This window comes from Amycolatopsis echigonensis (assembly GCF_002846615.1).
Taxonomy (GTDB): Bacteria; Actinomycetota; Actinomycetes; order Mycobacteriales; family Pseudonocardiaceae; genus Amycolatopsis; species Amycolatopsis echigonensis.
The window spans coordinates 4,214,664-4,239,937 of the sequence record NZ_PJMY01000003.1; the positions used below are offsets into that span (position 1 = coordinate 4,214,664).

At 69.7% G+C, this 25,274-nt stretch carries 20 protein-coding genes; 18 read left to right on the plus strand and 2 right to left on the minus strand.

The genetic code is table 11. From position 1 onward, the window contains the following. Positions 1-24 precede the first annotated feature (24 nt). The 4 genes from ATK30_RS45100 (at position 25) to ATK30_RS25160 (ending at position 3,784) form a co-directional block, all read left to right on the plus strand. Positions 25-186: a hypothetical protein gene (locus tag ATK30_RS45100; RefSeq protein WP_158242499.1), complete on the plus strand. Its 162-nt coding sequence runs from the start codon at positions 25-27 to the stop codon at positions 184-186. A 130-nt stretch (positions 187-316) separates the two neighbouring features. Then, positions 317-1,612 carry a carboxylesterase family protein gene (locus tag ATK30_RS25150; RefSeq protein WP_101437680.1) on the plus strand — a complete coding sequence of 432 codons (1,296 nt, stop codon included), beginning with the start codon at positions 317-319 and terminating at the stop codon, positions 1,610-1,612. Continuing rightward, on the plus strand, positions 1,609-2,838 hold the full coding sequence (locus ATK30_RS25155; RefSeq protein ID WP_101437681.1) for an MFS transporter: 1,230 nt from the start codon (positions 1,609-1,611) through the stop codon (positions 2,836-2,838). Before ATK30_RS25150 ends, ATK30_RS25155 begins: the two co-directional genes overlap by 4 nt. After that, entirely contained in the window at positions 2,813-3,784 is a 972-nt protein-coding gene (locus ATK30_RS25160) for an MBL fold metallo-hydrolase (protein WP_101437682.1), read from the plus strand. Before ATK30_RS25155 ends, ATK30_RS25160 begins: the two co-directional genes overlap by 26 nt. Here ATK30_RS25160 and ATK30_RS25165 read toward each other — a convergent pair. Next, on the minus strand, positions 3,720-4,592 hold the full coding sequence (locus ATK30_RS25165; RefSeq protein ID WP_101437683.1) for a helix-turn-helix transcriptional regulator: 873 nt from the start codon (positions 4,590-4,592) through the stop codon (positions 3,720-3,722). The genes ATK30_RS25160 and ATK30_RS25165 overlap by 65 nt on opposite strands. A 129-nt stretch (positions 4,593-4,721) precedes the next feature. Here ATK30_RS25165 and ATK30_RS25170 point away from each other — a divergent pair, with 129 nt between their 5' ends. After that, a complete protein-coding gene (locus tag ATK30_RS25170; protein ID WP_101437684.1) occupies positions 4,722-5,627 on the plus strand; it encodes an SDR family NAD(P)-dependent oxidoreductase in 906 nt (301 codons plus the stop codon). Between the two features lie 15 nt (positions 5,628-5,642). Here the strand turns inward: ATK30_RS25170 and ATK30_RS25175 are convergent, their stop codons facing one another. Further along, positions 5,643-6,029, minus strand: a complete 387-nt coding sequence (locus ATK30_RS25175) for a VOC family protein (protein WP_101437685.1) — start codon at positions 6,027-6,029, stop codon at positions 5,643-5,645. A gap of 151 nt (positions 6,030-6,180) precedes the next feature. Between ATK30_RS25175 and ATK30_RS25180 the strand changes: the two genes are divergently transcribed. The 13 genes from ATK30_RS25180 (at position 6,181) to ATK30_RS25240 (ending at position 24,859) form a co-directional block, all read left to right on the plus strand. Continuing rightward, entirely contained in the window at positions 6,181-7,656 is a 1,476-nt protein-coding gene (locus ATK30_RS25180) for an amidohydrolase family protein (protein ID WP_101437686.1), read from the plus strand. Next, on the plus strand, positions 7,653-8,810 hold the full coding sequence (locus tag ATK30_RS25185; protein WP_244194719.1) for a M20 family metallopeptidase: 1,158 nt from the start codon (positions 7,653-7,655) through the stop codon (positions 8,808-8,810). The genes ATK30_RS25180 and ATK30_RS25185 overlap by 4 nt, the downstream gene beginning before the upstream one ends. A 47-nt stretch (positions 8,811-8,857) precedes the next feature. After that, positions 8,858-9,736 carry a GNAT family N-acetyltransferase gene (locus ATK30_RS25190; protein WP_208637666.1) on the plus strand — a complete coding sequence of 293 codons (879 nt, stop codon included), beginning with the start codon at positions 8,858-8,860 and terminating at the stop codon, positions 9,734-9,736. Next, on the plus strand, positions 9,733-10,839 hold the full coding sequence (menC, locus tag ATK30_RS25195; RefSeq protein ID WP_101437688.1) for an o-succinylbenzoate synthase: 1,107 nt from the start codon (positions 9,733-9,735) through the stop codon (positions 10,837-10,839). The genes ATK30_RS25190 and menC overlap by 4 nt, the downstream gene beginning before the upstream one ends. Positions 10,840-10,917: 78 nt before the next feature. Then, a complete protein-coding gene (locus ATK30_RS25200; protein WP_101437689.1) occupies positions 10,918-12,573 on the plus strand; it encodes a PucR family transcriptional regulator in 1,656 nt (551 codons plus the stop codon). Between the two features lie 217 nt (positions 12,574-12,790). Beyond that, the gene (locus ATK30_RS25205; RefSeq protein ID WP_101437690.1) at positions 12,791-13,678 is read left to right on the plus strand and encodes a serine hydrolase; all 888 of its coding nucleotides are present in this window, start codon (positions 12,791-12,793) and stop codon (positions 13,676-13,678) included. A gap of 119 nt (positions 13,679-13,797) precedes the next feature. Beyond that, entirely contained in the window at positions 13,798-15,189 is a 1,392-nt protein-coding gene (locus ATK30_RS25210; protein ID WP_101437691.1) for a serine hydrolase domain-containing protein, read from the plus strand. Then, positions 15,186-16,079, plus strand: a complete 894-nt coding sequence (locus tag ATK30_RS25215) for a serine hydrolase (RefSeq protein ID WP_101437692.1) — start codon at positions 15,186-15,188, stop codon at positions 16,077-16,079. Before ATK30_RS25210 ends, ATK30_RS25215 begins: the two co-directional genes overlap by 4 nt. A gap of 10 nt (positions 16,080-16,089) precedes the next feature. Then, positions 16,090-17,688, plus strand: a complete 1,599-nt coding sequence (locus ATK30_RS25220; RefSeq protein WP_101437693.1) for an ABC transporter substrate-binding protein — start codon at positions 16,090-16,092, stop codon at positions 17,686-17,688. An 8-nt stretch (positions 17,689-17,696) separates the two neighbouring features. Continuing rightward, entirely contained in the window at positions 17,697-18,677 is a 981-nt protein-coding gene (locus tag ATK30_RS25225; RefSeq protein WP_101441057.1) for an ABC transporter permease, read from the plus strand. Between the two features lies 1 nt (position 18,678). Then, a complete protein-coding gene (locus ATK30_RS25230; RefSeq protein WP_101437694.1) occupies positions 18,679-20,586 on the plus strand; it encodes a dipeptide/oligopeptide/nickel ABC transporter permease/ATP-binding protein in 1,908 nt (635 codons plus the stop codon). Continuing rightward, complete coding sequence (locus ATK30_RS25235) at positions 20,583-21,554, plus strand: ABC transporter ATP-binding protein (protein WP_101437695.1); 972 nt, start codon at positions 20,583-20,585, stop codon at positions 21,552-21,554. Before ATK30_RS25230 ends, ATK30_RS25235 begins: the two co-directional genes overlap by 4 nt. Beyond that, on the plus strand, positions 21,551-24,859 hold the full coding sequence (locus ATK30_RS25240; RefSeq protein WP_101437696.1) for a serine hydrolase: 3,309 nt from the start codon (positions 21,551-21,553) through the stop codon (positions 24,857-24,859). The genes ATK30_RS25235 and ATK30_RS25240 overlap by 4 nt, the downstream gene beginning before the upstream one ends. Positions 24,860-25,274 lie beyond the last annotated feature (415 nt).

A 25,274-nucleotide genomic window follows, 5' to 3' on the forward strand; every position in this document is an offset into this window, starting at 1 on the left:
GGATTTCTCGAGATTTTCAAGATCATGGGACCACTGCTGGTGCTGATGCTGTGCCCGATCTGGCTTCCGCTGCTCGGGATGGCGATCGGTAAGCTCGCGGACCTCTTGTCCGGCGGCGGCGCCCGGACCGAATCTCGGCCGGTGCGAGCCGAGCCGGCCGAGGCGGGGAGCCGCGTTTCGCGGTGAGGTATAGCCGGGCGCGCATGTCTCGGGCGGCAAAGAGCATTGGTCAGGCATTCCGGACTTTCTTAGCCTGACTGCGGGTCGACGGCGGTCTCCTGGCTGGCGTCGGACGCACGCTCAAAGGAGAGCCGAGATGACCGAATCCCCGCCTGTCACTGCCCAGCCGCCGTCCGGTCCGGTCATCGGCGCTCGAACCGACGACGGCCTGCTGCGTTTCCGCGGAGTGCGCTACGGCACCGCGGAACGGTTCCAGCCGCCGCGACCGGTCGCACCGCATTCCGAGCCGGCCGATGCCCTGCTACCAGGCCCGATCTGCCCGCAGCTCGGCTCGCGCCTGGAAGCCGCGATGGGGCCGCCGCGGGGAGAACCGCCCCAGTCCGAGGACTGCCTGCACCTTGCCGTCGCGACGCCTGGGCTGACCGGGGCGCGTCCGGTGCTGGTGTGGCTGCACGGTGGCGGCTTCCTGAGCGGCGGCGGCACGCTTCCCTGGTACGACGGCGGGAGGCTCGCCGCGGACGGCGACGTGGTCGTCGTGTCGGTCAACTACCGGCTGGGGGCGTTTGGCTATCTGGTCCACGAAGGCCTCAGCGAGGGCAATCTCGGTTTGGCGGACCAGATGCTCGCGCTCGAATGGGTGCGCGACAACATCGCGGCGTTCGGTGGCGACCCGGGCAATGTCACCGTCTTCGGCCAGTCCGCTGGTGCGCTTTCTACGCTTGCGTTGTTGTCGAACCCGACCAGCCGTCCGCTGATCCGGCGGGCGATCGTCCAGAGCTCTCCGGCTCCCGAGATCATCCAGCAACGGGCTGCGGCGCTGGAGATCGGCCAGTATTTCGTCGACGCGGTCGGCGGAAATCCGGCCACTGCTTCGGTCGACCAGTTGCTCGCCGCTCAGTTGCGGACTCTCCGGTGGAACGCGGCCAAGGACCCGACGTCGACCCGGCCGCCGTTCGGCCTGGTCGGGATCGAAGTCGACGGCGACGTGCTGTTGTCCGATCCGTTGCCGGACTTGATGATCGGGTACACGGCGCAAGAGTGCACGGCATTCGCTTTAGGCGTCGAGGACGCTGAGATCCGGCAGGCGATCGCGGACCAGACTGAGCCGCTTTTCGGTCGTCCGGCACGCGAATTGGCGCGGCAGTACGCCGAAGCCAGCGGAACGGTGTACTCGTACGAATTCGATTGGGCTCCAGAGCACGGCGGATACGGCGCGATCCACTGTCTCGAACTGCTGTTCCTGATGGGCACGCCGGAATCCTGGCGCGGGAGCCCGATGCTGGGGGAAACGAGCTGGACCGAGGTCGAACGCCTCGGTGCCCAGATGCGCTTGTGGTGGACCGAATTCGCGCGTTCCGGCTCGCCGGACCCGCGGCTCGGCGAGAAATTCCGGATCGGGAATCCTTCTCACGCACTGGAGAACACGCCATGAGCAAGCCCGGCATCCACTGGCCAGTCGTCCTGCTCTGCTTCTTCGCCGTTCTTCTCGACGGCTTCGACACCGCCGCTCTGTCGTTCACGATCCCGACGCTGTCGAAAGAATGGGCTTCCGCACCCGCCGCGTTCACGTTGCCGTTGGTGCTGACCAACATCGGCGTCGTCGCCGGGTACCTGGCCGCGGGTTACGTCGGAGCCCGGATGAGGTCCCGGTCCGTGGTGCTCACCGGCGTCCTGATCTTCGCGGCGGCGACCGTGCTGACCGCCGCGATCCTGCACCTGAAGTCCATGCCTGTCTTCGCCGCGAGCCGGTTGGTGACCGGGCTCGGCCTGGGACTGGTGCTGCCGGCCGGGGTTTCCCTCGCGACGAAGCACAGCGCGGACGGCCGCCGGGAGCTGGTTTCGGTGGCGGTGACCCTCGGTCTCGCGTCCGGGAGCAGCCTCGGCGGGTTCTTCGGCGGCAAACTGCTGCACAGCGTCGGGTCCGCCGGGGTCTTCTACGTCGCCGGGCTCGCTCCGCTGCTGCTGGCCGCGGTGATGGCCATGGTGCTGCCCAAGCGGGAACCGACCGTGGAGAGCAGCGCGAAGCAGGAGGCCAAGGTAAGCAGGCTGTTCGGCCCGGGACTGCGCCTTCCGACCGCGCTCATCTGGGCGTTCTCGTTCCTCATCTTCATCACCGCGTACGTGCTGATTTCCTGGGTCCCGACGCTTCTCACCGGCTACGGTTTCACCGCCGGGAAGGCCCCGCTGGGACTCGCGTTCCTCACCCTCGGCGGGATCGCGGGCGGCCTGGTGCTCATCCCGCTGGCCGCGCGGATCGGGATCGCCCGCGCGCTGATCCTGATGCCCGCCATCGGGGCCGTGTGCATGGTCCTCGTCGCGACGGTGCCGGTCGGCGAGACTCTGCTGTTCGTGCTGCTGGCCGGTGCCGGTTTCGGGGTCACGGCCGGGCAGATCGGGCAGCTGACCCTCGCGGTCTCGATCTATCCCGCGAGCACGCGCACCACCGGCGTCGGCTGGGCCGCGGCGCTGGGGCGGATCGGGTCCATCGTCGGGCCGGGCGTCGCGGGCTTGCTGCTCGCGCTGGCGTTGTCGGCCCAGACGATCGTGCTGGTGACCGCTGTTCCCGTGCTGGTGGCGATCGCCTGTGCGGTGGGGCTGAGCCGGGTGCGCTCGACCGCTGGGAGGGAGCGCGATGGCGCACTGGTTCGATCTCGGTGACGTCGCGGTCGTTTCCCTGATCGAGGACGACCGGTTGCTGATCGAGCCCGGGGAGTTCTTCCCGGGGCTCGAGCCGGATCTGGCCGACTGGTACGCGCGGGAACCGTGGTTCGATCGGGCGGCGGAGAAGCTGGTGTTCGTCATTCAGTCGTTCCTCGTCTGCTCGGCGGACGAGGTGCTGGTCGTCGACGCGTGCGTCGGGGCGGGGAAGGACCGTCAGCGGCCCGAGTTCGACCAGCTGCCGGACCGCTGGAGGCAACAGTTCCTCGCGACCGGGCTGCGGGAGGCGGACGTCGATGCGGTCGTGTTCACTCATCTGCACACAGACCACGTCGGTGCCGCCACTGCCCAGCGGGAGCCGGTTTTCCCGCACGCTCCGCATTTCGTGGTCGAGCAGGAGTTCCGTTACTGGTCGAGTGAAGCCGGTGGGGCGGCCATGCGCCGGACCGGTGACTACCTGGCCGACAGCGTCCTGCCGATCGAGCAGGCTGGACAGCTTCGTTTTGTCGCTCCCGACGCGGTGGTGGGCAGGCACGCCGAACTCGTTCCCGCGGCCGGACACACGCCGGGGAATGTGTGCGTGCGGGTCCGCGGCAGTGCCGGGACCGTCCTGCTCGCCGGGGACACGATGCACCACGGGGTGCAGATCCGGCATCCGGAGCTGAGCACTCGGTACTGCGTCGAGCCGGGAGCTGCGGCGCGGGTGCGGGGCGCTTTGCTGGATGAGGTGGCGGGCAGCGGCGCTGTCTTCGTTCCGACGCATTTCCCCGTGCCCTCGGCTGGCCGGGTCCGGCGTGGTCAGGCTGGGTACGACTTCGAGTTCGCCGCCGACCTGGTCCGGACCGGGCAGTTCCGCTATCGGGAGTGGCTGGGCAGCCTTGTCACATTGGGCCGCCGGGGCTCTGCACCCGTTGCGGCGCGGAGCCAGTGGGCTGACCGCGGGTGACGCGGAGGAGGTCGAGTTTCCCCGCGTCGGTGGTGCCGGTCGCCGCGGTGTAGGTGACCATGCGGAGGTCTGCTCCCGGGGCGAGGAGGACATCGCAGTCAAGCCGGATCTCGCCGACGTCGGGGTGATAGATCGTCTTTTGCTCGCTCGTGTGCTGGGCAGCGGACTCCGCGACCCAGTGGCGCGCGAAGGCTTCCGATTCCGCACGGAGATCTCGGACGAGGCGATTGAGCCGGGCGTCGGCGGGATAGCGGGAGACGGCGTCTTTGAGGTCGGCCACGATCGACGCTTCGAAGGCGTCGAATCCGTGTTCGGTCTCGAGGGCCGGCAGGGCCGGGCCATTGCCGAACAAGGCTCGGGCGAGGTTGCGTTGCTCGACCGGGAGCGCGGAGGGATCGCCGATCAGGGCGCACCACATGGCGTTCCACCACACCAGCGTCCAGTCCGCGGTGAACACGCCGATCGGGACGTCGCCCAGGCGCACGGCGAGCCGTTGGATGCTCGCGGGAACGTGGGCGCTGATCGTGCCGTCCCGCGGCGGCAGAAGTCCGGCGCTGCGGTAGAGCTGGTCGCGTTCGGTCCGGGAGAGCTGCAGTGCTCGGGCGAGGGAGCCGACGACCTGGGCGGAAGGGTTCGTCGCGCGGCCCTGTTCCAGACGCAGGACGTAGTCGACCGAGAGTCCGGCCAGCTGCGCGAGCTCCTCACGCCGCAGTCCGGGCGCACGCCTGCCGGCCATCGCGGTGAAGCCGGCGTCGGCAGGTGAAAGCCGGTCGCGCCAGCCGTGCAGGAGCTCGCCGAATTCGGGCATGAGCCCATTCTGACGGCGCGGCGATCGTTGAGCCTGGGTACTGCGAGTCCTAGGGACATCCAAGCCACTGGCCGGCGCCGGCGAGTGCGAGGAAATTCCGGTGTGCACTGACCAGCAAGGGAGCCTTCGATGCAGCACACCATCGTGATGACCGGCGCGACTCGCGGGATCGGCCGGATCGCCTCCGAGCACATCCTGCGCCGGTCGCCGGACACCCATCTGGTTGTCGTCGCCCGCGAATCCACCGGCTCGCAGTTCAGCGGCAACGTCTCGTGCGTCGTGGCGGACTTGAACTCGCTGAAGAGCGTCCGATCGGCCGCTGCCGAGATCCGCGACCGGCTCGACCGCGGTGACCTGCCGCCGCTGCGCCACTTCGTGGGCAATGCGGGCGTCCAGTACACGGACAACCTGACCGAAGGCCCAGAGGGGATCGAGTCGACGTTCATGGTGAACGTGCTCGCGAACCACGTGTTCGTCCGCGCTTTCGAAGACCGCTTCGCTGGTAGCGGCCGGATCGTGGTCACAGTCAGCGATACGCATTTCGGCGATTTCACGCACAACCTGGGGATGGTGCCCCGGCCTGCATGGGACTCACCCGACGTCCTCGCTCGCCCGCGTGCCTTCCCCAAGCCCGAAACCACCGCCGCGGGGCGTGCCGCGTATTCGACCAGCAAACTGGCCGCGATCTACCTGGTGCACGAGTACGCGCGCCGCTTGCCCGCCGGGGTCGACGTCATCGCCTACAACCCGGGTTTCGTTCCCGCCACTGGTCTCGCCCGCAACGCTGGGCCTATCGGCCGCTTCATGATGCGCAGAGTCCTGCCGCTGCTGGCTTTCACCCCGTTCGGCACCCATCGCGACGATGCGGGCCGCTATCTCGCCGAGATCGTCCTGGGCGATACGCAAGCCTCGACCGGTTCCTACGTCGACCGCGACAAGGCGGCCCGCTCCTCGGACGAGTCCTACGATCCGCGGCGCGAACAGGAACTTTGGGACACCGCCGAACGCCTGACCGCGCTTGATCCGGCGACCTGAGGTTCGCCCGTCAGGCTAGCCGGACACCGGGTCGACCCGGCGGCGGAGCAGGCAGAAGACGTTTCCCTCCGGGTCCGCCAGCACGTGCCACGACTCCTCGCCGGTCTGGCCGACGTCGGCGGGGCGCGCGCCGGCCGCGAGCAGGCGTTCCAGTTCCGCGTCCTGGTCCCGGTCGGTCGGGTTCACGTCCAGGTGCAGCGGCAGTTTCGCCGGTTTCGGGTCGGTGCCGCGGCTGAGGATCAGCGTCGGCTGCGGGCCGCCGAAACAGGCTCCGGGCGGGCCGATCTCGAGGTCGTCGCCGTCCCAGCCGAGTTCGACGTAGCCGAGGACTTCGCACCAGAAATCGCCCATCCGTTGCGGGTCGGCGCAGTCCAGGATGAGTTCGGTGATCCGGCAGGCCATGCGCGCGAGCTTAGGGCCGCCGCGCACCCCCGCCCAACGAATTCCGGTTTGTGCGCGCGGAGAGATCTGCCGCCCCGGATTCGTCCGCGCGCACGAACGGACCGTCCGGGAAACCTCCTAGGGTCGCCAGCAGCGAGGCGAGGAGGCAAGCATGCGGACACTGCTGCGTGGCGGTCGCGTCATCGACCCGGCTACGGGCTTCGACGGCACAGCTGACGTGCTGGTATCCGACGGCGAAGTGATCGCGGTCGGACCAGGACTGCCGAGTGCGGACGACCAGGTCGAGATCGACGTCGCCGGGTACATCGTCGGACCGGGGTTCATCGATCTGCACAGCCACGTGCACACGATCGCCGGACAGCGGCTGCAGGCGATGGACGGCGTCACGACGGCCCTCGACCTCGAGGCCGGGTTGATGCCGGTCGAACGGGCTTACGCCGAGGCCGCCGCGGCCGGGCGTCCGCTGCACTACGGCTTCTCGGCCTCGTGGGGTTCCGCGCGGGCGAAGGTGCTCGCCGGCATCGAACCGGACGCGAACATCAACACCGGGCTCTCCGTGCTCGGCAATCCGGCCTGGCAGCGGTCCTCGTCGAAGACCGAGCTGGCTGCCTGGCTGTCCCTTGTGGAGGGTGAGCTGGCGGCGGGCGCGCTCGGCGTCGGCGTGCTGCTCGGATACGCGCCGGCCAGCGACCCGGCCGAGTTCCTGGCCTTGGCGAAGCTCGCCAAACAGGCCGAAGCGCCGACGTACACGCACGTCCGCGAGCTGGTCGAGGTCGACCCAGGCACGCCGGCCGACGGGTCCGAAGAGATCGCGATCGTCGCGGCCGAGACCGGCGCGGCGATGCACCACTGCCACGTCAACAGCACCTCCGGCCGGCACATCGACCGCGTGCTCGCCGCGCTGGAGTCGTGCCGTGCCGCGGGGTCGCGGGTGACCGTCGAGGCCTATCCGTACGGCGCGGGCAGCACCGCGGTCGGCGCGGCTTTCATCTCGCCGGAGCGGCTGAAGATGAAGGGCCTCAACCCGACGCGGGTGATCCTGCTGGAGACCGGCGAGCGGATTGCGGACGAGGGACGGTTGCTGCAGGTCCGCGCCGAGACGCCGGGTGCGCCGTGCATTCTGGAGTTCCTCGACGAGGAAGACCCGGCCGACCGCACCCTGCTGCACCAGGCGCTGGCCTTCCCGGACTCGATCGTCGCGAGCGACGCGATGCCGGTGTACTGGCAAAACGGGGCCAACGAATCCACCGAGTGGCCTTTGCCGCCTGGTGGCGCCACCCATCCGCGCACGGCGGGCACGTTCTCGAAGTCGCTGCGGCTGATGGTGCGCGAGGCCGGGGTCTGGACCTGGCTGGAAGCCTTCCGGCGCTGCTCCTATCTCCCGGCGCGGGTGCTCGACGAGGTCGCGCCCGGTGCGCGGACCAAGGGCCGGTTGAACGTCGGTGCGGACGCGGACATCGTCGTCCTCGATCCGGCCACGATCACTGACACCGCAACGTATTTCGACGCGACCCGGCCCGCGGTCGGCGTCCGGCACCTGTTCGTCGCGGGCACTCCGGTGGTGCGCGACGGGCAGCTGCTCACCGACGCGTTCCCCGGCCAGCCGCTGCGGGGTGAGCCGCGATGACCGAGTTCGCTGTGGACGCTCTGCTCGCCGACATCGAAACGCTGGTGCGCTGCGAATCTCCGTCCTCCGACCTCGACGCGGTCGCGCACAGCGCGGACGTGCTGACCGGTGTCGGCAAGGCGTTGCTCGGCGTGGAGCCGGAACGCATTGTCCTGGATGGACGGACGCATCTGCGCTGGCGGTTCGGTGACGGTCCGCCGCGGGTACTGCTGCTCGGCCATCACGACACGGTCTGGCCGATGGGTTCGCTGGAGACGCATCCGTTTTCCGAGCAGGACGGCGTCTTGCGCGGGCCGGGCTGCTTCGACATGAAGACCGGCGTTGTCATGGCCTTGCATGTCGCGGCCTCCCTGCCCGACCGAAGTGGACTGTCCATTTTGGTCACCGGGGACGAGGAGCTGGGCTCGCCGTCGTCGCGGGGGCTGATCGAGGAAGAGGCGCGAGGCTGCGCGGCGGCGTTCGTGCTGGAGGCTTCGGCGGACGGCGGAGCGATCAAGACCCGGCGCAAAGGCGTTTCCCACTACCGGATCGAGGTGACCGGACGCGCCTCGCATGCCGGGCTCGAACCGGAGAAGGGGATCAACGCCGGAATCGAGATCGCGCATCAGGTCCTCGCGGTGGCTGCGCTCGCCGATCCGGAACGGGGCACCAGTGTCGTGCCGACGGTGCTTTCGGCTGGCACCACGGTCAACACCGTGCCCGCCGCGGCCGCAGTCGAGGTCGACGTGCGCGTGTGGGACGAGGAAGAACAGCTTCGCGTCGATCGTGAGGTCCGTGCGTTGCGACCGGTGCTCACCGGCGCACAGGTCCGGGTCAGCGGCGGGATCAACCGGCCGCCGCTGGACGCGGTCTCCTCGGCCGCGTTGTACGGGCTGGCCAAGGAACTGGCCGCGGAACTCGGGTTGCCGGAATTGACCGAGGCGGCTGTCGGCGGGGCTTCGGACGGCAATTACACCGCGGGTTTGGGCGTGCCGACGCTCGACGGTCTCGGTGCGGTCGGCGGCGGAGCGCACGCCGATCACGAACATGTCCTGGTCGAGGAATTGCCGCGGCGGACCGCGTTGCTGGCCGCTTTGGTGGAGAACGTGCTGACGAAGGGGAGTCCGTCGGTTCCGACGAATCCGGCGGGCGATTCTGGTCGAGCACGACGGTGACGTCGGCGGGGAAGCCGGGAAAGGATCATCCCGTGACGAATCTTGCGATGAACACGGAAAGACCCGTCGCGGCGGAAACGTGCGACGAGGCGGTCGCGGCCGCGCGGGCGGCGGCCGCCGCGTCGGGGGTCGAAGTCCGGGAAATCACCGAGATCGCGGAAATGACCGCGGTCGGAGTGCTGTTCGAGACGATCTGGCGGTCCGCGCCAGGCGCCCGGCCGGTCAACACGGAACTGCTGCGCGCGCTGTCGTCGGCGGGGAATTACGTGGCGGGCGCGTTTGCCGACGGAGAAATGCTCGGCGCGTGCGTCGGCTTTTTCGGCACTCCCGGAAAAGGCAGCCTGCACAGTCACATCGCCGGGGTTTCGAAGGCCGGCGCGGGGCGCGGGATCGGGTATGCGCTCAAATTGCACCAGCGCGGCTGGGCGCTGGCGCAGGACGTCTCGGCGATCAAGTGGACGTTCGATCCGCTGGTGCGCCGCAACGCCTATTTCAACCTCGGCAAACTCGGCGCGCTCCCGGTGCGTTATCTCCGGGATTTCTACGGGCCGATGACCGACGCCATCAACGGTTCGGGCGACACCGACCGGCTGCTGGTGTCGTGGGAACTGGCCAGTCCGTCGGTGCGCACCGCCGCGTTCGGCGAGCCGATCCGCACCGACGCGAAGGCTTTGCTCGACCAAGGCGCGGCAGTGGCCCTCGAAGTGGCCGCGGACGGCGGTCCGGCCGCCGGCTCCGCGGACGGCCCGGTGGTGCTCGTCGCCGTCCCGCCCGACATCGAAGGCTTGCGCACCGCCGACCCCAGCCGGGCGGATGCATGGCGGTCAGCGCTGCGCGAATCGCTCGGCGGGTTGATGGCCGCGGGCGGCCGGGTGACCGGCTTCGACCGAGCCGGCTTTTACGTGATCTCCAAGGAGGAGCAGTGAAACTCAGCGGTGTGGAACTGCGCCGGGTGCAGATGCCGCTCGTCGCCCCGTTCCGGACTTCGTTCGGCACCCAGTCCGTCCGCGAGCTTTTGCTGCTGCGCGCGGTCACGCCGGCCGGCGAGGGCTGGGGCGAATGCGTGACAATGGCCGGGCCGCTGTACTCGTCGGAGTACAACGACGGCGCGGAACACGTGCTGCGGCACTACCTGATCCCGGCGCTGCTGGCCGCGCAAGACGTGACCGCGGCGAAGGTGACGCCGCTGCTGGCGAAGTTCAAGGGCCACCGGATGGCCAAGGGCGCGCTGGAGATGGCGGTGCTCGACGCCGAGCTCCGCGCGCACGAGCGGTCGTTCGCCGCCGAACTCGGATCGGTGCGCGATTCCGTGCCGTGCGGCGTTTCGGTCGGGATCATGGACACCATCCCGCAGCTGCTCGACGTCGTGGGCGGCTACCTCGACGAGGGCTACGTGCGGATCAAGCTGAAGATCGAACCCGGCTGGGACGTCGAGCCGGTGCGCGCGGTCCGCGAACGCTTCGGGGACGACGTGCTGCTGCAGGTCGACGCGAACACCGCCTACACGCTCGGTGACGCGCCGCAGCTGGCCCGGCTCGACCCGTTCGGCCTGCTGCTGATCGAGCAGCCGCTGGAAGAGGAGGACGTGCACGGGCACGCCGAACTGGCCCGCCGGATCCAGACGCCGATCTGCCTCGACGAGTCGATCGTGTCGGCGCGCGCGGCGGCGGACGCGATCAAACTGGGCGCGGTCCAGATCGTGAACATCAAACCGGGCCGCGTCGGCGGCTACCTGGAGGCGCGGCGGGTGCACGACGTGTGCGCGGCGCACGGGATTCCGGTGTGGTGCGGCGGGATGATCGAGACCGGTCTCGGCCGGGCGGCGAACGTCGCGCTGGCCTCGCTGCCGAACTTCACGCTGCCCGGCGACACCTCGGCGTCGGACCGGTTCTACCGGACCGACATCACCGAACCGTTCGTGCTGGACGGCGGGCACCTGCCGGTGCCGACCGGACCGGGCCTCGGCGTGGCCCCGATTCCGGAGCTGCTGGACGAGGTGACCACGGCAAAGGTGTGGATCGGTTCGTAGCCCGCTACGAAGTCCGGAGGTAGATTTGGTCGAATCGGACCAGCCGGTCCGCATGGGGCCGGATCTACCTTCGGGGGGGTGCTGACACCGGTGCCGAGCAAACCGCACACGAGTCTGGGACGCGTCCTCGAAGCGCTCGGGGACGTGCTCCTCGAACCGGTCGCCGTCGGCCGCGACACGCGACGGCAGCTCGGCGGCGTGGTGATCCACGATCCGCACGACGACGCGGAATTCCCGGCGCAGGCGGTGGTCCTCGGCGTCGGAGTGCGGGAATCCGACGAGATCGTGCAGCTGATGCACACCGTCGCCGCGCGTGGTGCGACCGCGCTGGTCGTGCGGTCGCCGGTCGCCGTCTCGACGGAACTCGCGCGGGCGGCTCATTCCTCCGGCGTCGCGCTGCTCGGGCTGGCCAGTGGCGCGTCGTGGGCGCAGCTGGCCGCCATGCTCCGCACGTTGCTCGCCGAGGGCGACGTCGGCGATGTTTCCCCGCAGACGCTGGGCGGCATGCCGTCCGGCGATCTTTTCGCGCTCGCCAACGCCATCGCCGCGCTGCTGGACGCACCGGTCACCATCGAGGACCGCAACTCGCGCGTGCTCGCGTTCTCCGGCCGCCAGGACGAAGCCGACCCCTCGCGGGTCGAGACGATCCTCGGCCGCCAGGTGCCCGAACGGTTCACGCGCGAGCTCGAGAAGGACGGCGTTTTCGAGCGGCTGTACCGAGACCAAGGCCCGGTTTATGTCTACCCGGGACAGGGCTACGACGAGAAAATCGCTGTGCCGCGCGTGGCGGTCGCGGTGCGCGCCGGGGACGAGGTGCTCGGGTCGATTTGGGCCGCTGTCGACCAAGAGCTCAGCGAAGAACGAACCGCGGCCTTGGTCGACGCCTCGAAAATCGTTGCGCTGCATATGCTTCGGCTCCGCGCGGGGGCCGACGTCGAACGACGGCTGCGGGCTGACCTGGTCAGCACCGCGCTCGAAGGCGGCTCCGGCGCGCAGGAAGCCATCGCTCGCCTCGGGTTGCTGGGACAGCCCACCATCGTGCTCGCCATGGGTTTGCTGGAGGCACCCGACGACGACCTCCGGCTGGTCACGGAACGCCAGCGGGTCGCCGACGCGTTCGCCATGCACCTCAGCGCGGTTCAGCCCCGCTCGGCGGTGGCGCTGGTCGGCGACGTCGCGTACGGCATCGTCCCGATGCCCGGGAACCACGGCGACTGCCGCGAACGCTCGGTGCGCGTCGCGTCGACCTTCCTGGAACGCACTGGCCGCCGGGTCGCCGCGGCGATCGGCATCGGCCCGCTGGCGCTCGACGGATCCGGGCTGCGCGCGTCCCGGGACGGAGCCGACCGGGCGTTGCGCGTGCTGCTCACCAACGGCGGATCGAAGCGGGTGATCACCTCCGAGGACGCGCACATCGAGGCGCTGATGCTGGAGCTGGCCGACCTTTCCGCGGCCCGCGGCGACGTGGCGACCGGGCCGATCGCGCGGCTGCTGGAATACGACACGAAACATCAGTCCCAGCTGGTGCACACGTTGCGGTGCTGGCTCGATTCGTTCGGGGACATCAGTGCGGCTTCGGCGGCGGCGTACGTGCATCCGAGCACGTTCCGGTACCGGTTGCGCCGGCTCGCCGAAGTCGGCGGGATCGATCTCGACGACCCGGGCGACCGGTTCGCGGCGATGGTGCAATTGCATCTGCTGCCGCGCATCGAGAAACCCGAGGAGGGGTCGTGAGTGTCGATCACGGTTAGAACCGTGATCGACACTCACGACGCCCCCGCCCTGCGCCGCTGACAGGAAACGACCGCGCAACCTTCCTGCGATCGCACCAACTCCAGCGCCGCCTGCCTGAACACAATGGGAAACCGGCAGGCCGGAACAGCGAGGTTTCCCGGTCGCGGCAAGAACTTCCTGCCTGCTCGCTGGCAAGTCCACAGTAGACAGGAGGGTCATGGCCACCGCATCCGAAACGATCGCCCGCCGCGCCGAGGAGGTCGGCGTCGAGGTCCGGCTGCACGCCGCCGAGGTCGACGGCACGCGCAGTCTCGGCATCGGCGAGGACGTCCCGGTCGTCCCCGCGTCGGTGTTCAAGGTCCCGATCGCGCTGGAGCTGGCCCGCCAGGCCGCCGAAGGAAAGCTCGATCTCGGCACCCGTGTCGCCGTCAGACCCGGGCATCCGACGCCGAGTCCGTACGGCCTCGCCACCTTCCGCCACGAAGTCCTGATGTCCTGGCACGATTTGGCGATTCTGATGATGGGAATCAGCGACAACGTCGCCACCGATCTGATTCTCGCCGAGGTCGGCAAGGACGCGGTGAATGACACGTTGCGGCGCCTCGGATTCATGCAAACCATCGTGCCGCAGGACTGTGGCGAACTGCTGGCCACCATCGGCGAAGATCTCGGTGTCTCTTACGAGGACGACGAACGGGCACTCGCCGAACTGACCTACGAACAGGTTTCCGGGTTGCGTGCGCTGCAACCGGAAAAGTCCTGCCGCACTACCGCCGCCGAAATGACCCGCTTGCTGGGACTGATCTGGCGTGACGAAGCGGCCGCGCCGGAGGCGTGCGCGGACGTTCGCCGCTGGATGGAACTGCAGGTCTGGCCGCACCGCCTGCGTTCCGGGTTCCCGGACGACTCGATCCGCACCAGCGGCAAAACCGGTACTTTGCCCGCCGTGCGCAACGAGGTCGGCGTGGTCGAGTACCCGGACGGCGGCCGGTACTCGGTCGCCGTGTTCACCCGCGCCGAGGATTCCCGTTCCCGGGTGCCCGAGCGCGACGCGTTCATCGGTTTCGCCGCGGCGACCGCAGTGGAGTCCCTGCGCACGGCGTGATTCGTCGGAGCGGAGGAACTTTCCCCGCGCTCTCCTCGGTCCGGACGAACAAGTGACGCACGCCACCGCCCTAGCATTTCCGAAACGCCGGTCCACCATCCCCCGGACAGAAGGTGCACATGTCGAAAATTTCCGAAATCGAGACCTGGCTTCAGGAGAATTTCGCCGCTCTGCTCGCCAAGCATCAGGTCCCCGGAGCCGCCATCGCGGTGCTCGCCGACGGCGAGGTGATCGACCACGCGGCGGGCGTCGTCAACCTGGGCACCGGCGTGGAGTCCACTGTGGACTCGGTGTTCCAGATCGGGTCGATCACCAAGGTGTGGACGACCACGCTGGCCATGCAACTGGTCGACGAGGGCAAGCTCGACCTCGACCGGCCGGTGCGCGACTACCTGCCGGAGTTCGCGCTCGGCGACGACGAGGCCGCGGCGGCGATCACCGTCCGGCAGCTGACCTGTCACACCGCCGGTTTCGAGGGCGACATCTTCACCGACACCGGACCCGGCGACGACTGCGTGGAGAAGCTCGTCGCGACGCTGTCCGACGTGCCGCAGCTTTTCCCGCCGGGCGAGCGCTTCTCCTACAACAACGCCGGTTACTGCGTGCTCGGCCGCGTCATCGAGGTGCTGCGCGGCAAGTGCTGGGACGACTGCGTGCGCGACCACCTCTTCGCGCCGCTCGGCCTGACCCACGCGGCGTCCGGTCCGTACGACGCCATCCGCTACCGCGCCGCGATCGGCCACGTCTCGCCGAAGCCGGGCGAGGACCCGGTGCCCGCGCCGGTCTGGGCGCTCACCCGCTCGAACTCGCCGGCCGGTTCGACGCTCGCGATGCGCCCGCGCGACCTGCTGACGTTCGTCCGGATGCACCTGAACGAGGGCAAGGCCGACGACGGCGCGCAGGTCGTGCTGCCGGAGTCGCTGCTCGCGATGCGCGAACCCCAGGTGGACGTGCCGTCCCTCGGCATCATGTCGTCCCACTGGGGTCTCGGCTGGATGCTCTTCGACTGGGACGGCGGCAAGGTGATCGGCCACGACGGCGGCACCATCGGCCAGTCCGCGTTCCTGCGCGTGGTGCCCGAGCGCGGGGTGGCGGTCGCGCTGCTGACCAACGGCGGGAATCCGATCCACGTGTACCACGAGATCTACACCAAGCTGCTGGACGAACTCGCCGGCGTGACGGTCCCGCCACTGCCCGAGCCGAACCCCGCCGCCGCGCCGGCCGAGCTGTCCCGGTACGTGGGCGAGTACTCGTCGATGGTCGCCGACACGGTCGTCGTCGAAGAGGACGGCGAGCTCTGGATGACGCGTACCCCGAAGGGGATCTTCGCGGAACTCAGCAGCGCGCCTCCGACGAGGGAAGAACTGCTGCCCTGCCAGGGCGACACGTTCGTCGCCAAAACCGAGCAGCTTCCCGGTGTCTACCTGGCACACGCGTTCGTCGGCGATGACGGCAACGGTCGCGCTCAGTTCCTCCACACCGGACGCGCGGACCGGCGGGTTTCCCCGTGAGCGGGATCCGCGAACAGATCGAAGCTGTCTTCGCCGACGCCGGCGCGGAAGGATTCCTGCACGCCAGGGAAATCGGCGTGCCGGGCCCCGAAGTGTCGGCCGGCGGGGACGCCCCGGTCGTCCTCGCGTCGGTGTTCAAGATCCCCGTGGCGCTCGCCTATGCCCGCGAGGTCGCCGCCGGACGGCTGGACGACACCGAACGGACCAAGGTGGCGGCGCGGTACCGGATCGGCGGCATCGGCACCGCGGGCTGCGCCGACGACGTCGAGATGAGCTGGCGCGACCTCGCGCACTTCATGCTCACGATGAGCGACAACGCCGCGACCGATGTGCTCTGTCACCGGCTCGGCCAGGAAACGATCGACCGGGTGCTGGCCGACCTCGGGCTCGCCCGCACCCGGCTGATCGGCTGCTGCGAGGACCTGTTCGCGTCCGTCGTCTCCGATCTCGGCGGCACTCCGGAGTCCGATCTCGAAGCGCTGCTGGGCGAAGCGACTCCCGAGCAGCTGGACAAACTGTCGGTCCGGGATCCGGCACGCACCACGTCGTCGACGCCGCGCGAGATCACCGCGTTGCTCGACGCGATCTGGACCGACCGGGCGGGCGAACCCGAAGCCTGCGAACGGGTCCGCACGATCATGGCGCAGCAGATCTGGCCCCACCGGCTGTCGTCGGGCTTCCCGTCCGGTGTTCGGGTCGCGGCGAAAACCGGGACGCTGCCCGGAATCCGCAACGAAGCAGGCGTGGTGACCTTGGGGGACGGCCGCCGGTTCGCGGTCGCGGTGTTCACTCGCGCGCACTCTCTCGAAGACCGCCTTCCCGCGGTCGACGCGTCCATCGGCGCCGCCGCCCGGCTGGCTGTCGACCACCTCCACAGCGTGACCCCGTAGGAGAAATCCCATGAAAACTGCCCGGCTCACCGCCGCGATGGCGGGCGTGGTGGCCTTGACCGTGAGCGCGTGCGGGGGATCAGCGCAATCCGGGACGGACCGGACCGCGAACCAGAAACTGGTCGACGGCAAGACTTTCACCTATGCCATCCCGACCGATCCGGGAACGCTCGACCCCGCGATCACTGTGCTCTCGGTCGCCCGCAACCTCGACGGGTTCCTCTACGACAGCCTGATCAATCTCGACTCCAAGGGGCAGCCGGAGGCAGCGCTCGCGGAGAAGTGGGAAGCCACCACGACCACCGCGTCCTTCACCCTGCGCAAGGGCATCACCTGCGCCGACGGGAGTCCGCTGACCGCGTCCGACGTGGCGGCGAACATCAACTACGTCGGCGACCCGGCGAACAAATCCCCGCTCGCCGGCGTCACGGTGACGACGGGCACGAAGGCCGTCGGCGACACCGCGGCGGGGACCGTCAAGATCACCAGCGGGTCTCCGGACGCGTTCCTGCTCCGCAACCTCTCCGGGCTGCCGATCGTCTGCGCCAAGGGACTGGCCGACCGGAAGACGCTCGCCAAGGGCGAAAACGGCACCGGCATGTTCACCATGTCCGAGATAGTCCCGAACGACCACTACACGCTGACCCGGCGCAAGGACTACACGTGGGGCGCCGGCCAGTTCGACTCGAAGCAGAAAGGGCTGCCGGACAAGGTCACCATCCGGGTCATCCCGAACATGACGACGTCGTCGAACCTGCTGCTGTCCGGCGAGGTCAACGCCGCGTCGATCAACGGGCAGGACCAGCAGCGGCTGCGGGCGCAGCGGCTGTTCCACTCCGACATGGTCGCCCCGTTGGGCGAGCTGTTCTTCAACCAGGCGCCCGGCCGGGTCGGGGCCGACCAGGCGATGCGCCGCGCGCTGGTGCAGGCGGTCGACCTTCCGCAGGTCGCGAAGGTGCTGACCCGGGACGGCAGCGCGCCGGTCAAGGGCATGGTCACCATCGAACCGCGGCCGTGCGACGGCGATTCGGTCACCGGGAAGATCCCCGGCTTCGACGTCGCCGCGGCCAAGGCGGCGCTCGACGCCGCGGGCTGGAAACCGGGACCGGACGGCATCCGGGTGAAGGACGGGAAGCGGCTCGCGCTGACCGCGGTCTACGGCACGCAGGTCGGTCCGACGATGGCCCCGGGCGCGGAGTTGATGCAGCAGGGCTGGAAGAACGTCGGCGTCGACGTCACGCTCAAGGGCCTCGACAGCCCGGGCATCAGCCAGGCGCTGTTCGCCACCGGCGAGTGGGACATCTCGATGGCGCCGCTCGGTCTCACCCTGCCCAGCCAGCTGGTGCCGTTCGTCTCCGGCGGGCAGCCGCCGCAGGGCACGAACTTCGCGCACATCAAGAACCCGCAGTACGAAGCGCTGGTTGCCAAGGCGGCCTCGCAGGCCGGCGAAGCGGGTTGTGCGGACTGGACGGCCGCCGAGTCGGCGCTGTTCGAGAAGCAGGACGTGGTGCAGTTCGCGAACTCGGTGGTCCCGACCTACGGCAACAACGCGAAGTTCGAGATCGTCAACGGCTACCTCAAGCCGACGACCATCCGGATGTACGCCTGATGACGGGAATGACGGGCACTGTCGCCGTCGCGGGCCCGAAGGTCAGTCCCTGGCTGACCTTCGGCGCCCGCCGCCTCGGGCGGTTCGTGGTGTCGCTGTGGGTGCTGGTGACCATGGCGTTCCTGATGATCCAGCTGATCCCCGGCGATCCGGTGCGCGCGGCGCTCGGGCTGACCGCGCCGATCGAGCTGGTCAACGCCCGGCGGGCCGCGCTGGGGCTGGACCATCCGCTGTGGCAGCAGTACCTCGACTACTTCGGCGGGCTCTTCCGCGGCGATTTCGGCACGTCGATGCTGAGCGGGCAGCCGGTCAGCGACGTCATCTCGGACCGGCTGCCGGCGACGCTGCAGCTGGCGCTGCCCGCGTTCGTGGTGGTCATCGGGCTCGCGATCCCGCTGGGCCTGACCTTCGCCGTGCTGACCCGCGGCGGCCGGCGGCGCGGAGCCGAGCTGGGGTTCACCTCGACCACCGTGCTGCTCGCCGCGATCCCGGAGTTCCTGGTCGCGGTGGCGCTGGTGGCGTTCTTCGCGGTGCAGCTCGGCTGGTTCCCGGTGGCCGGACACGACGGCGCGGGTTCGCTCGTGCTGCCGGTCATCGCGCTGGCGCTGGGCCCGACCTCGACACTGTCGCGGATCGTCCGCGTGGAGACGCTTTCCGTGCTGGGCAACGATTTCGTCCGCACCGCGCGGGCGAAACGGCTGCCCGCCCGGCTGGTCTACCTGCGCCACGCGCTGCCCAACGCGCTGACCGCGACGCTGACGCTCGGCGGGTTGATGCTCACCAGCCTCGTCGCGGGAACCGTGCTGGTGGAGAACGTGTTCTCCTGGCCGGGCCTCGGCTCGACGATCTCGCAGTCGATTCTGCAGAAGGACTACCCGCTGGTGCAGGGCATCGTGCTCGTCTACGGCATCGGCGTGCTGCTGGTGAACCTCATCGTGGACCTGTTGCTGGCGGTCCTCGATCCGCGTTCGACGATCCGGGAGAACTGAGATGGCGAAACGGCGCGGACACCAGTGGCTGGCCGCCCTGCGCACCCCGCTCGGCGCGTTCGCGGCCGCCATGCTCGTGCTGGTGGTCGCGGTCGCGGTGCTGGGCCCGATTCTGTGGCAGGACGCGGCTTCGGCGGTCGACACCAACGCGATCAGCCAGGGCCCGTCGGCGGAGCATCTGGTCGGCACCGACGAACTGGGCCGCGACATCTTCTACCGCGTGCTCGTGGCGACCCGGCTTTCGGTCATGCTGGCGCTGATCGCCGCGGCGCTCGGCGTCGCGACCGGCCTGGTGCTCGGCATGCTGCCCGCGGTACTGCCGCGGCCGCTCGGCAGGCTGCTGACGGCGGCGGTGAACATCGCGGTCGCGTTCCCCGGACTGCTGCTGGTGTTGTTCTTCGCGGTGATTTTCGGCGTGGGCACGCGAGGCGCGGTGATGGCGATCGGGTTCGCGCTGGCCCCGCAGTTCGCCCGGTTGACGCAGACGCTGTCGGCCTCGGTGGCCGGGCGGGACTTCGTGTCCGCCGCCCGGGTCGCCGGAGTGGGCCGGGTCCGGTTGCTGTTCCGGCACATCCTGCCGAACATCGGCGAGCCGCTGGCGATCAACGCGACGATCGGCGCGGGCGGTGCGCTGCTGGCGTTCTCCGGGCTGTCGTTCCTCGGGATCGGCGTGCAGGCCCCGGAGTACGACTGGGGCCGGCTGCTCAACGAAGGCCTCAACGGCATTTACGTCAACCCGGCGGCGGCGCTCGCACCCGGCGTCGCGGTGGTCCTCGCGGGGCTCGCGTTCAACCTGTTCGGCGAGACTGTCGCCGGGGTGATCGGCGTGCGGACGCGGTTGCCGCGACTCGCTCCCCGGGTCCTGCGCAAGTCCAAAGTGGATTCTTCACCTGCGGACGACTCCGTGCTGGTGGTCGAGAATCTGGAAGTCGCCTTCCCCCGGCCGACCGGCTGGACGGTTCCGGTGCGCGGCGTGAGCTTCACCGTGCGGGCGGGCGAGGCGATCGGGGTCGTCGGCGAATCCGGTTCGGGCAAGAGCTTGACCGGGCTCGCGGTGTCGCGGCTGATCGAAGCGCCCGGTTCGGTGACCGCGGACCGGCTGGACTTCGCCGGGACTCCCGTGCTCACGACGCCGGAACGCGAACTGCGGACGCTGCTCGGGACGTCGCTGGCGATGGTGTTCCAGGACCCGATGACGTCCTTCAACCCGACCCGGCGGATCGGCCGCCAGCTCGCCGAGGTTTCCGAACAGCACCACGGGCTTTCCCGGGCCAAGGCGTTCGAGAGGGCGGTCGACCGGCTGCGCGCGGTCCGCATCCCGGCCGCGGAACGGCGGGCGAAGCAGTACCCGCACGAGTTTTCCGGCGGCATGCGGCAGCGCGCGATGATCGGCATGGGCCTGATGGGCGACCCGCGGCTGATCATCGCCGACGAACCGACGACCGCGCTGGACGTGACCGTGCAACGGCAATTGCTGCGGTTGCTGGCCCAGACCCGGGCCGAACGGGACACCGCGATCATCCTGATCAGCCACGACATCGCGGTCGTTTCTCAGACGTGCGAACGGATTCTGGTGATGTACGCCGGACGGATCGTGGAGGACCTGCCCGCCGCCGGACCGGACCTCGCGCCGCGGCATCCGTACACGCGGGCGCTGCTGGCCACGACGCTCGACCTGGAAACGGACCCGGACGCGCCGCTCGCGGTGATCCCCGGCCGCCCTCCCGAGCCGGACCAGATGCCGTCCGGCTGCGCGTTCGCGAGCCGGTGCCCGGTGGCGACCGACCGATGCCGCGAGGAAGACCCGGAACTGACCGTGCTCGCGCCGGAACACCGGGTGGCGTGCTGGCACCCGGATGCGGCACTGTCGGAAGCAGTCGGCGCGACCGCCGCCGGAGGTGGGGAATGAGCGAACTGGTCTTCGATTCGGTCAGCGTCCGGTACGGCGGACGGCGCGGGCTCACCGCGGTGGACGGCGTTTCGCTGACCGTCCCGGCGGGCAAGGTCGTCGGCCTGGTCGGCGAATCCGGCTCGGGCAAGTCGACGCTCGCCCGGGCGGCCGTCGGATTGTCGCCGGTGAGCGCGGGACGAGTGCTGCTCGGCGGCGTGGACGTGCGGAAACTGCCGCGCCGACGCCCGCTGCAGATGGTGTTCCAGGATCCGTATTCCTCGCTGAATCCGCGGATGACCATCGGCGAGTCGATCGCCGAAGCCATGCCGCGCGGGACGGACCGCCGAGCCGAGGTGGCCCGGCTGCTGGAACTGGTCAACCTCGATCCCGAACGGGCCACGCACCTGCCGGGGCAGCTGTCCGGCGGGCAGCGGCAACGCGTCGCGCTCGCCCGGGCGCTCGCGGGCCGGCCGGAGGCGCTGATCGCCGACGAGATCACCTCCGCGCTCGACGTTTCGGTGCAGGGCGCGGTGCTCAACCTCGTGCGGTCCGTGCAACGGCAGTTCGACCTGTCGATGCTGTTCATCTCGCACAACCTCGCCGTGATCCGCTACCTCAGCGATTTCGTCGCGGTGATGTACCTCGGCCGGATCGTGGAAGCGGGACCGGCCGCACAGGTGCTCACCGATCCGCAGCATCCCTACACCCGTGACCTGCTCGACGCCGCTCCCTCGGCGCACAAGCCGCTGTTCGACCTCGACCCCGGCGCGACCGCGGACGCGGAACCGCCGGACCCGCACCATCCGCCGGCCGGATGCCGGTACCACCCGCGCTGCCCGGTCGGCCCGCTCGTGCGGAGCGACCGCGAGATCTGCCTCCGGGCCGATCCGGCCGAGGACGCCGCGCCCCGGAAGCACGCCGCGGCCTGCCACTTCTCCGAATCAGAGGGCCACGAGCCCGCGATCTCCCAAGGAGCCAGCGTATGACCCGCCGTCTCGGCATCGATGACCTGTACGACCTCGCCGCGCCCAGCCAGCCCGCGCTCTCGCCGGACGGCAGCCGGATCGTCTACGTACTCCGGACCGCGGACCGGGAGGAGGACCGGAACGTCGACGCGCTGTGGACGGTCGGCGTCTCCTCCGGCGAGGCTCGCCAGCTCACGCGCGGAAACGCCGACGCCGCGCCGAAATGGGCTCCGGACGGTTCCCGGCTCGCGTTCCTGCGCGCCCAGGACGGCCCGCCGCAGGTCTGGGTCCTCCCGGCGGACGGCGGCGAAGCCGAGCAGCTCACCAAGCTTCCGCTCGGCGCGGGAGCACCGGTGTGGAGCCCGGACGGCAGCAAGATCGCGTTCTCCGCGGCGGTCGACCTCGCCGCGATTGTCGAAGAGCCGCCGGCGAACACGCCGATCGTCGCCGAGCGGCTGGACTACAAGTCCGACGGTTCCGGCCTGCTGAAGACTCTCCGCAGCCACGTGCACGTCCTCGATGTCGCCACCGGCGAAGTCCAGCAGCGCACCTTCGGCGATTGGCACGCGGGTCAACCTGCCTGGTCGCCCGACGGCACGCACGTGGCGTTCACCGCCGCGCTGGACGACGACGCCGATCTCACCCTCCGGTCCGCCGCCTACGTCCTCGACGTCACCGAGCGGAACGCCGAACCGCGGCTGGTCGGCACCGACCAAGGCATGGCGGGCACGGCCGGCTGGACCAAGGACGGCAAGGCGTTGCTGGTGGTCGGCCGCACCGACACCGCCACCGGCCACCTCGGTCTGCTGCGGGTTCCGCTGGACGGCGGAGAGACGGTCGACCTGGCCGCCAGCCTCGACCGCAACGTGATGCCCGGCGGTCCCGGCTACCCGGGCGCGCTGCCGCAGCTGACCGCGGCGGGCGACGTCGTGCTGTTCGCGATCCGCGACCGCGGCTGCACTCATCTGTACGAAGTGGACCTTGCCGGTGGCGAACCGCGTGCGGTGCTGACCGGCGACGGCAACGTGGTGTCCGGAGTGGACTTGGTCGGCGACCAGGCCGCGATTGTGCTGGCTACCGTCGATTCCTTCGGCGAGATCGCCGTCCTGGACCGCGCCACCGGGTCGGTCGACGTGCGCACGAAGCACGGCGAGACAGTGTCCGAAGTGGAATTGTTCACCCGCGAATCGCGCGAATTCACCATCAGCGACGGCACGGTCGTGCAGGGCTGGCTCATCCGGGACCCCGAACGCACTGGCGCGCAGCCGTTGCTGATCGACATCCACGGCGGCCCGCACAACGCCTGGAACGGTGCCGCGGACGCGATTCACCTGTACCACCAGACCCTTGCCGCCCGCGGCTGGGCAGTGCTGCTGATCAACCCGCGCGCCAGCGACGGTTACGGCGAAGCGTTCTACACCGCGGCGATCGGCGCGTGGGGCCACGCGGACGCGCCGGACTTCCTCGAACCGATCGACCAGCTCGTCGCCGAGGGCCTCGCCGACCCCGACCGGCTCGCCGTCACCGGGTACAGCTACGGCGGCTACATGACCTGCTACCTGACCAGCCGCGACGACCGGTTCGCCGCCGCGGTCGCCGGTGGGGTGGTTAGCGACCTGACCAGCCTGGCCGGCACGTCCGACGGCGGGCATTTCATGGCAGTCAACGAATTCGCCGGGCTCTCGTGGGACAAGTACGAGAAGTCGTCGCCGCACGCGCAGGTCGAGCAGGTCCGCACGCCGACGCTGATCCTGCAGGGCGGCGAAGACGTCCGGTGCCCGGTGGGCCAGGCCGAGCAGTGGTTCACCGCGCTGCGCGAGCGCGACGTGCCGTCCCGGCTGGTGCTGTACCCGGGCGGCGCACATCTGTTCATTTTGGACGGTCCGCCGTCGCACCGCGCCGACTACAACCAGCGCGTGGTCGACTGGGTCGAGCAGTACGCGGGTTCGCGAGTGCCGATCGACGCCGCGCACTGGAGCCGACGGCTGGCGGAACTGGCGCGCAAGCACGACGTTCCCGGTGCGTCGCTGGGAATCCTGCGCGTCGACACCGGCGAGGAGGTATTCGCGGCCCACGGCGTGCTGAGCAAGACGACCGGCGTCGAGGTCACCGAGGATTCGCTGTTCCAGATCGGCTCGATCTCCAAGGTGTGGACGTCGACCGTGGTGATGCAGCTCGTCGACGAGGGCCTGCTCGACCTCGACGCGCCGATCATCGACGTGCTGCCCGAACTGCGCCTGTCCGACCCGGAGGTGGCCAAGCGCGTCACCATGCGGCATCTGCTGACGCACACCAGCGGCATCGACGGCGACATTTTCACCGACACCGGCCGCGGCGACGATTGCGTCGAGAAGTTCGTGGACTTGCTGGAGGACGCCGCGCAAAACCATCCTCTCGGCGCGACTTTCTCCTACTGCAACTCGGGTTTCGTCCTGATGGGCCGGGTGATCGAGAAGCTGACCGGGAAGACCTGGGACGCCGCGCTGCGGGACAAGCTGTACACCCCGCTCGGCCTCACGCACACTGTCACGCTGCCGGAGGAAGCGCTGCTGTTCCGCGCCGCCGTCGGACATGTCGACGCGGACGGCGGGGACCCGACTCCGGCACCGGTCTGGCAGCTGCCCCGCTCGGCCGGACCGGCCGGCCTGATCACCGCACGTGCCGCGGACGTCCTCGCCTTCGCCCGCCTGCATCTCACCGGCGGCCTGACCGCGGACGGCACGCGGATCCTGTCGGCGGAATCGGCCGCGGCCATGGCGGAAAAGCAGGCCGACGTCCCGGACAAACACACCCTCGGCGATTCGTGGGGCCTCGGCTGGATCCGCGACGAGTGGGGCGGCCGCCGCGTCATCGGCCACGACGGCAACACGATCGGCCAGTCGGCGTTCCTGCGCTTGCTGCCGGACGCGGGCCTCGCCGTCACGCTGCTGACGAACGGCGGACACGCGCGCGACTTGTATGTCGAGCTGTACCGGGAGATTTTCGCCGAACTCGCCGACGTCGCCATGCCGCGTCCGCTTGAACCCCCGGCCACGCCGGTCACCGTGGACGCGAGCCGGCACCTGGGCGTGTACGAACGGGCTGGCGCGCACATCGAGGTGGTGGAGCGCGAGGGCGGCTTGCGCCTGATCCACACGACGACCGGAGCGCTGGCGGAGCTGATGCCGGAGAAGTCTCAGGAACTCGACCTGGAGGCGGTCTCGAACACGCTGTTCGTGTGCCGCATGCCGGGCGGCCAGTTCTGGACGCCGGTGCTGTTCTACACCTTGCCGACGGGCGAGCCGTACCTGCACTTCGGCGCGCGGGCGACGCCCAAGGTGGCCTGAGGCTCGAGGGGCTGGGCTTCGCGGCCCAGCCCCTTAGCCGGTCAGCCCTTGCGACGGGCAGAAAACGCACGAGCAGCGGGGGAGAGCGAACCAGGGCGCGAACCCCCAGTTCGTGGTAGCGCTACCGCTCCGCACATAAGCGCCGTCACCGGGCTCAGCCCCACCGCGGTGCGACGCCACTCTGGGTGCATGGACTCGTGGGTGTTCCGCTGATCGGGAGCCGCTCCCACAATTCGGCCCCTGCCGCCGAATGGCCCAGCTTCCTAGGCGAAACGCCTGCGCACCGAGAGCAATCCGTGATCACACCCGAACGCCGCGTATCGGCGGCGTCAGTTTCTACCCTGGTCATCGGATTAATCGGGCACACTCACTCATTCGGCTTAACAACTTCGCTATCTTGGTCTCCGTGGTGAAC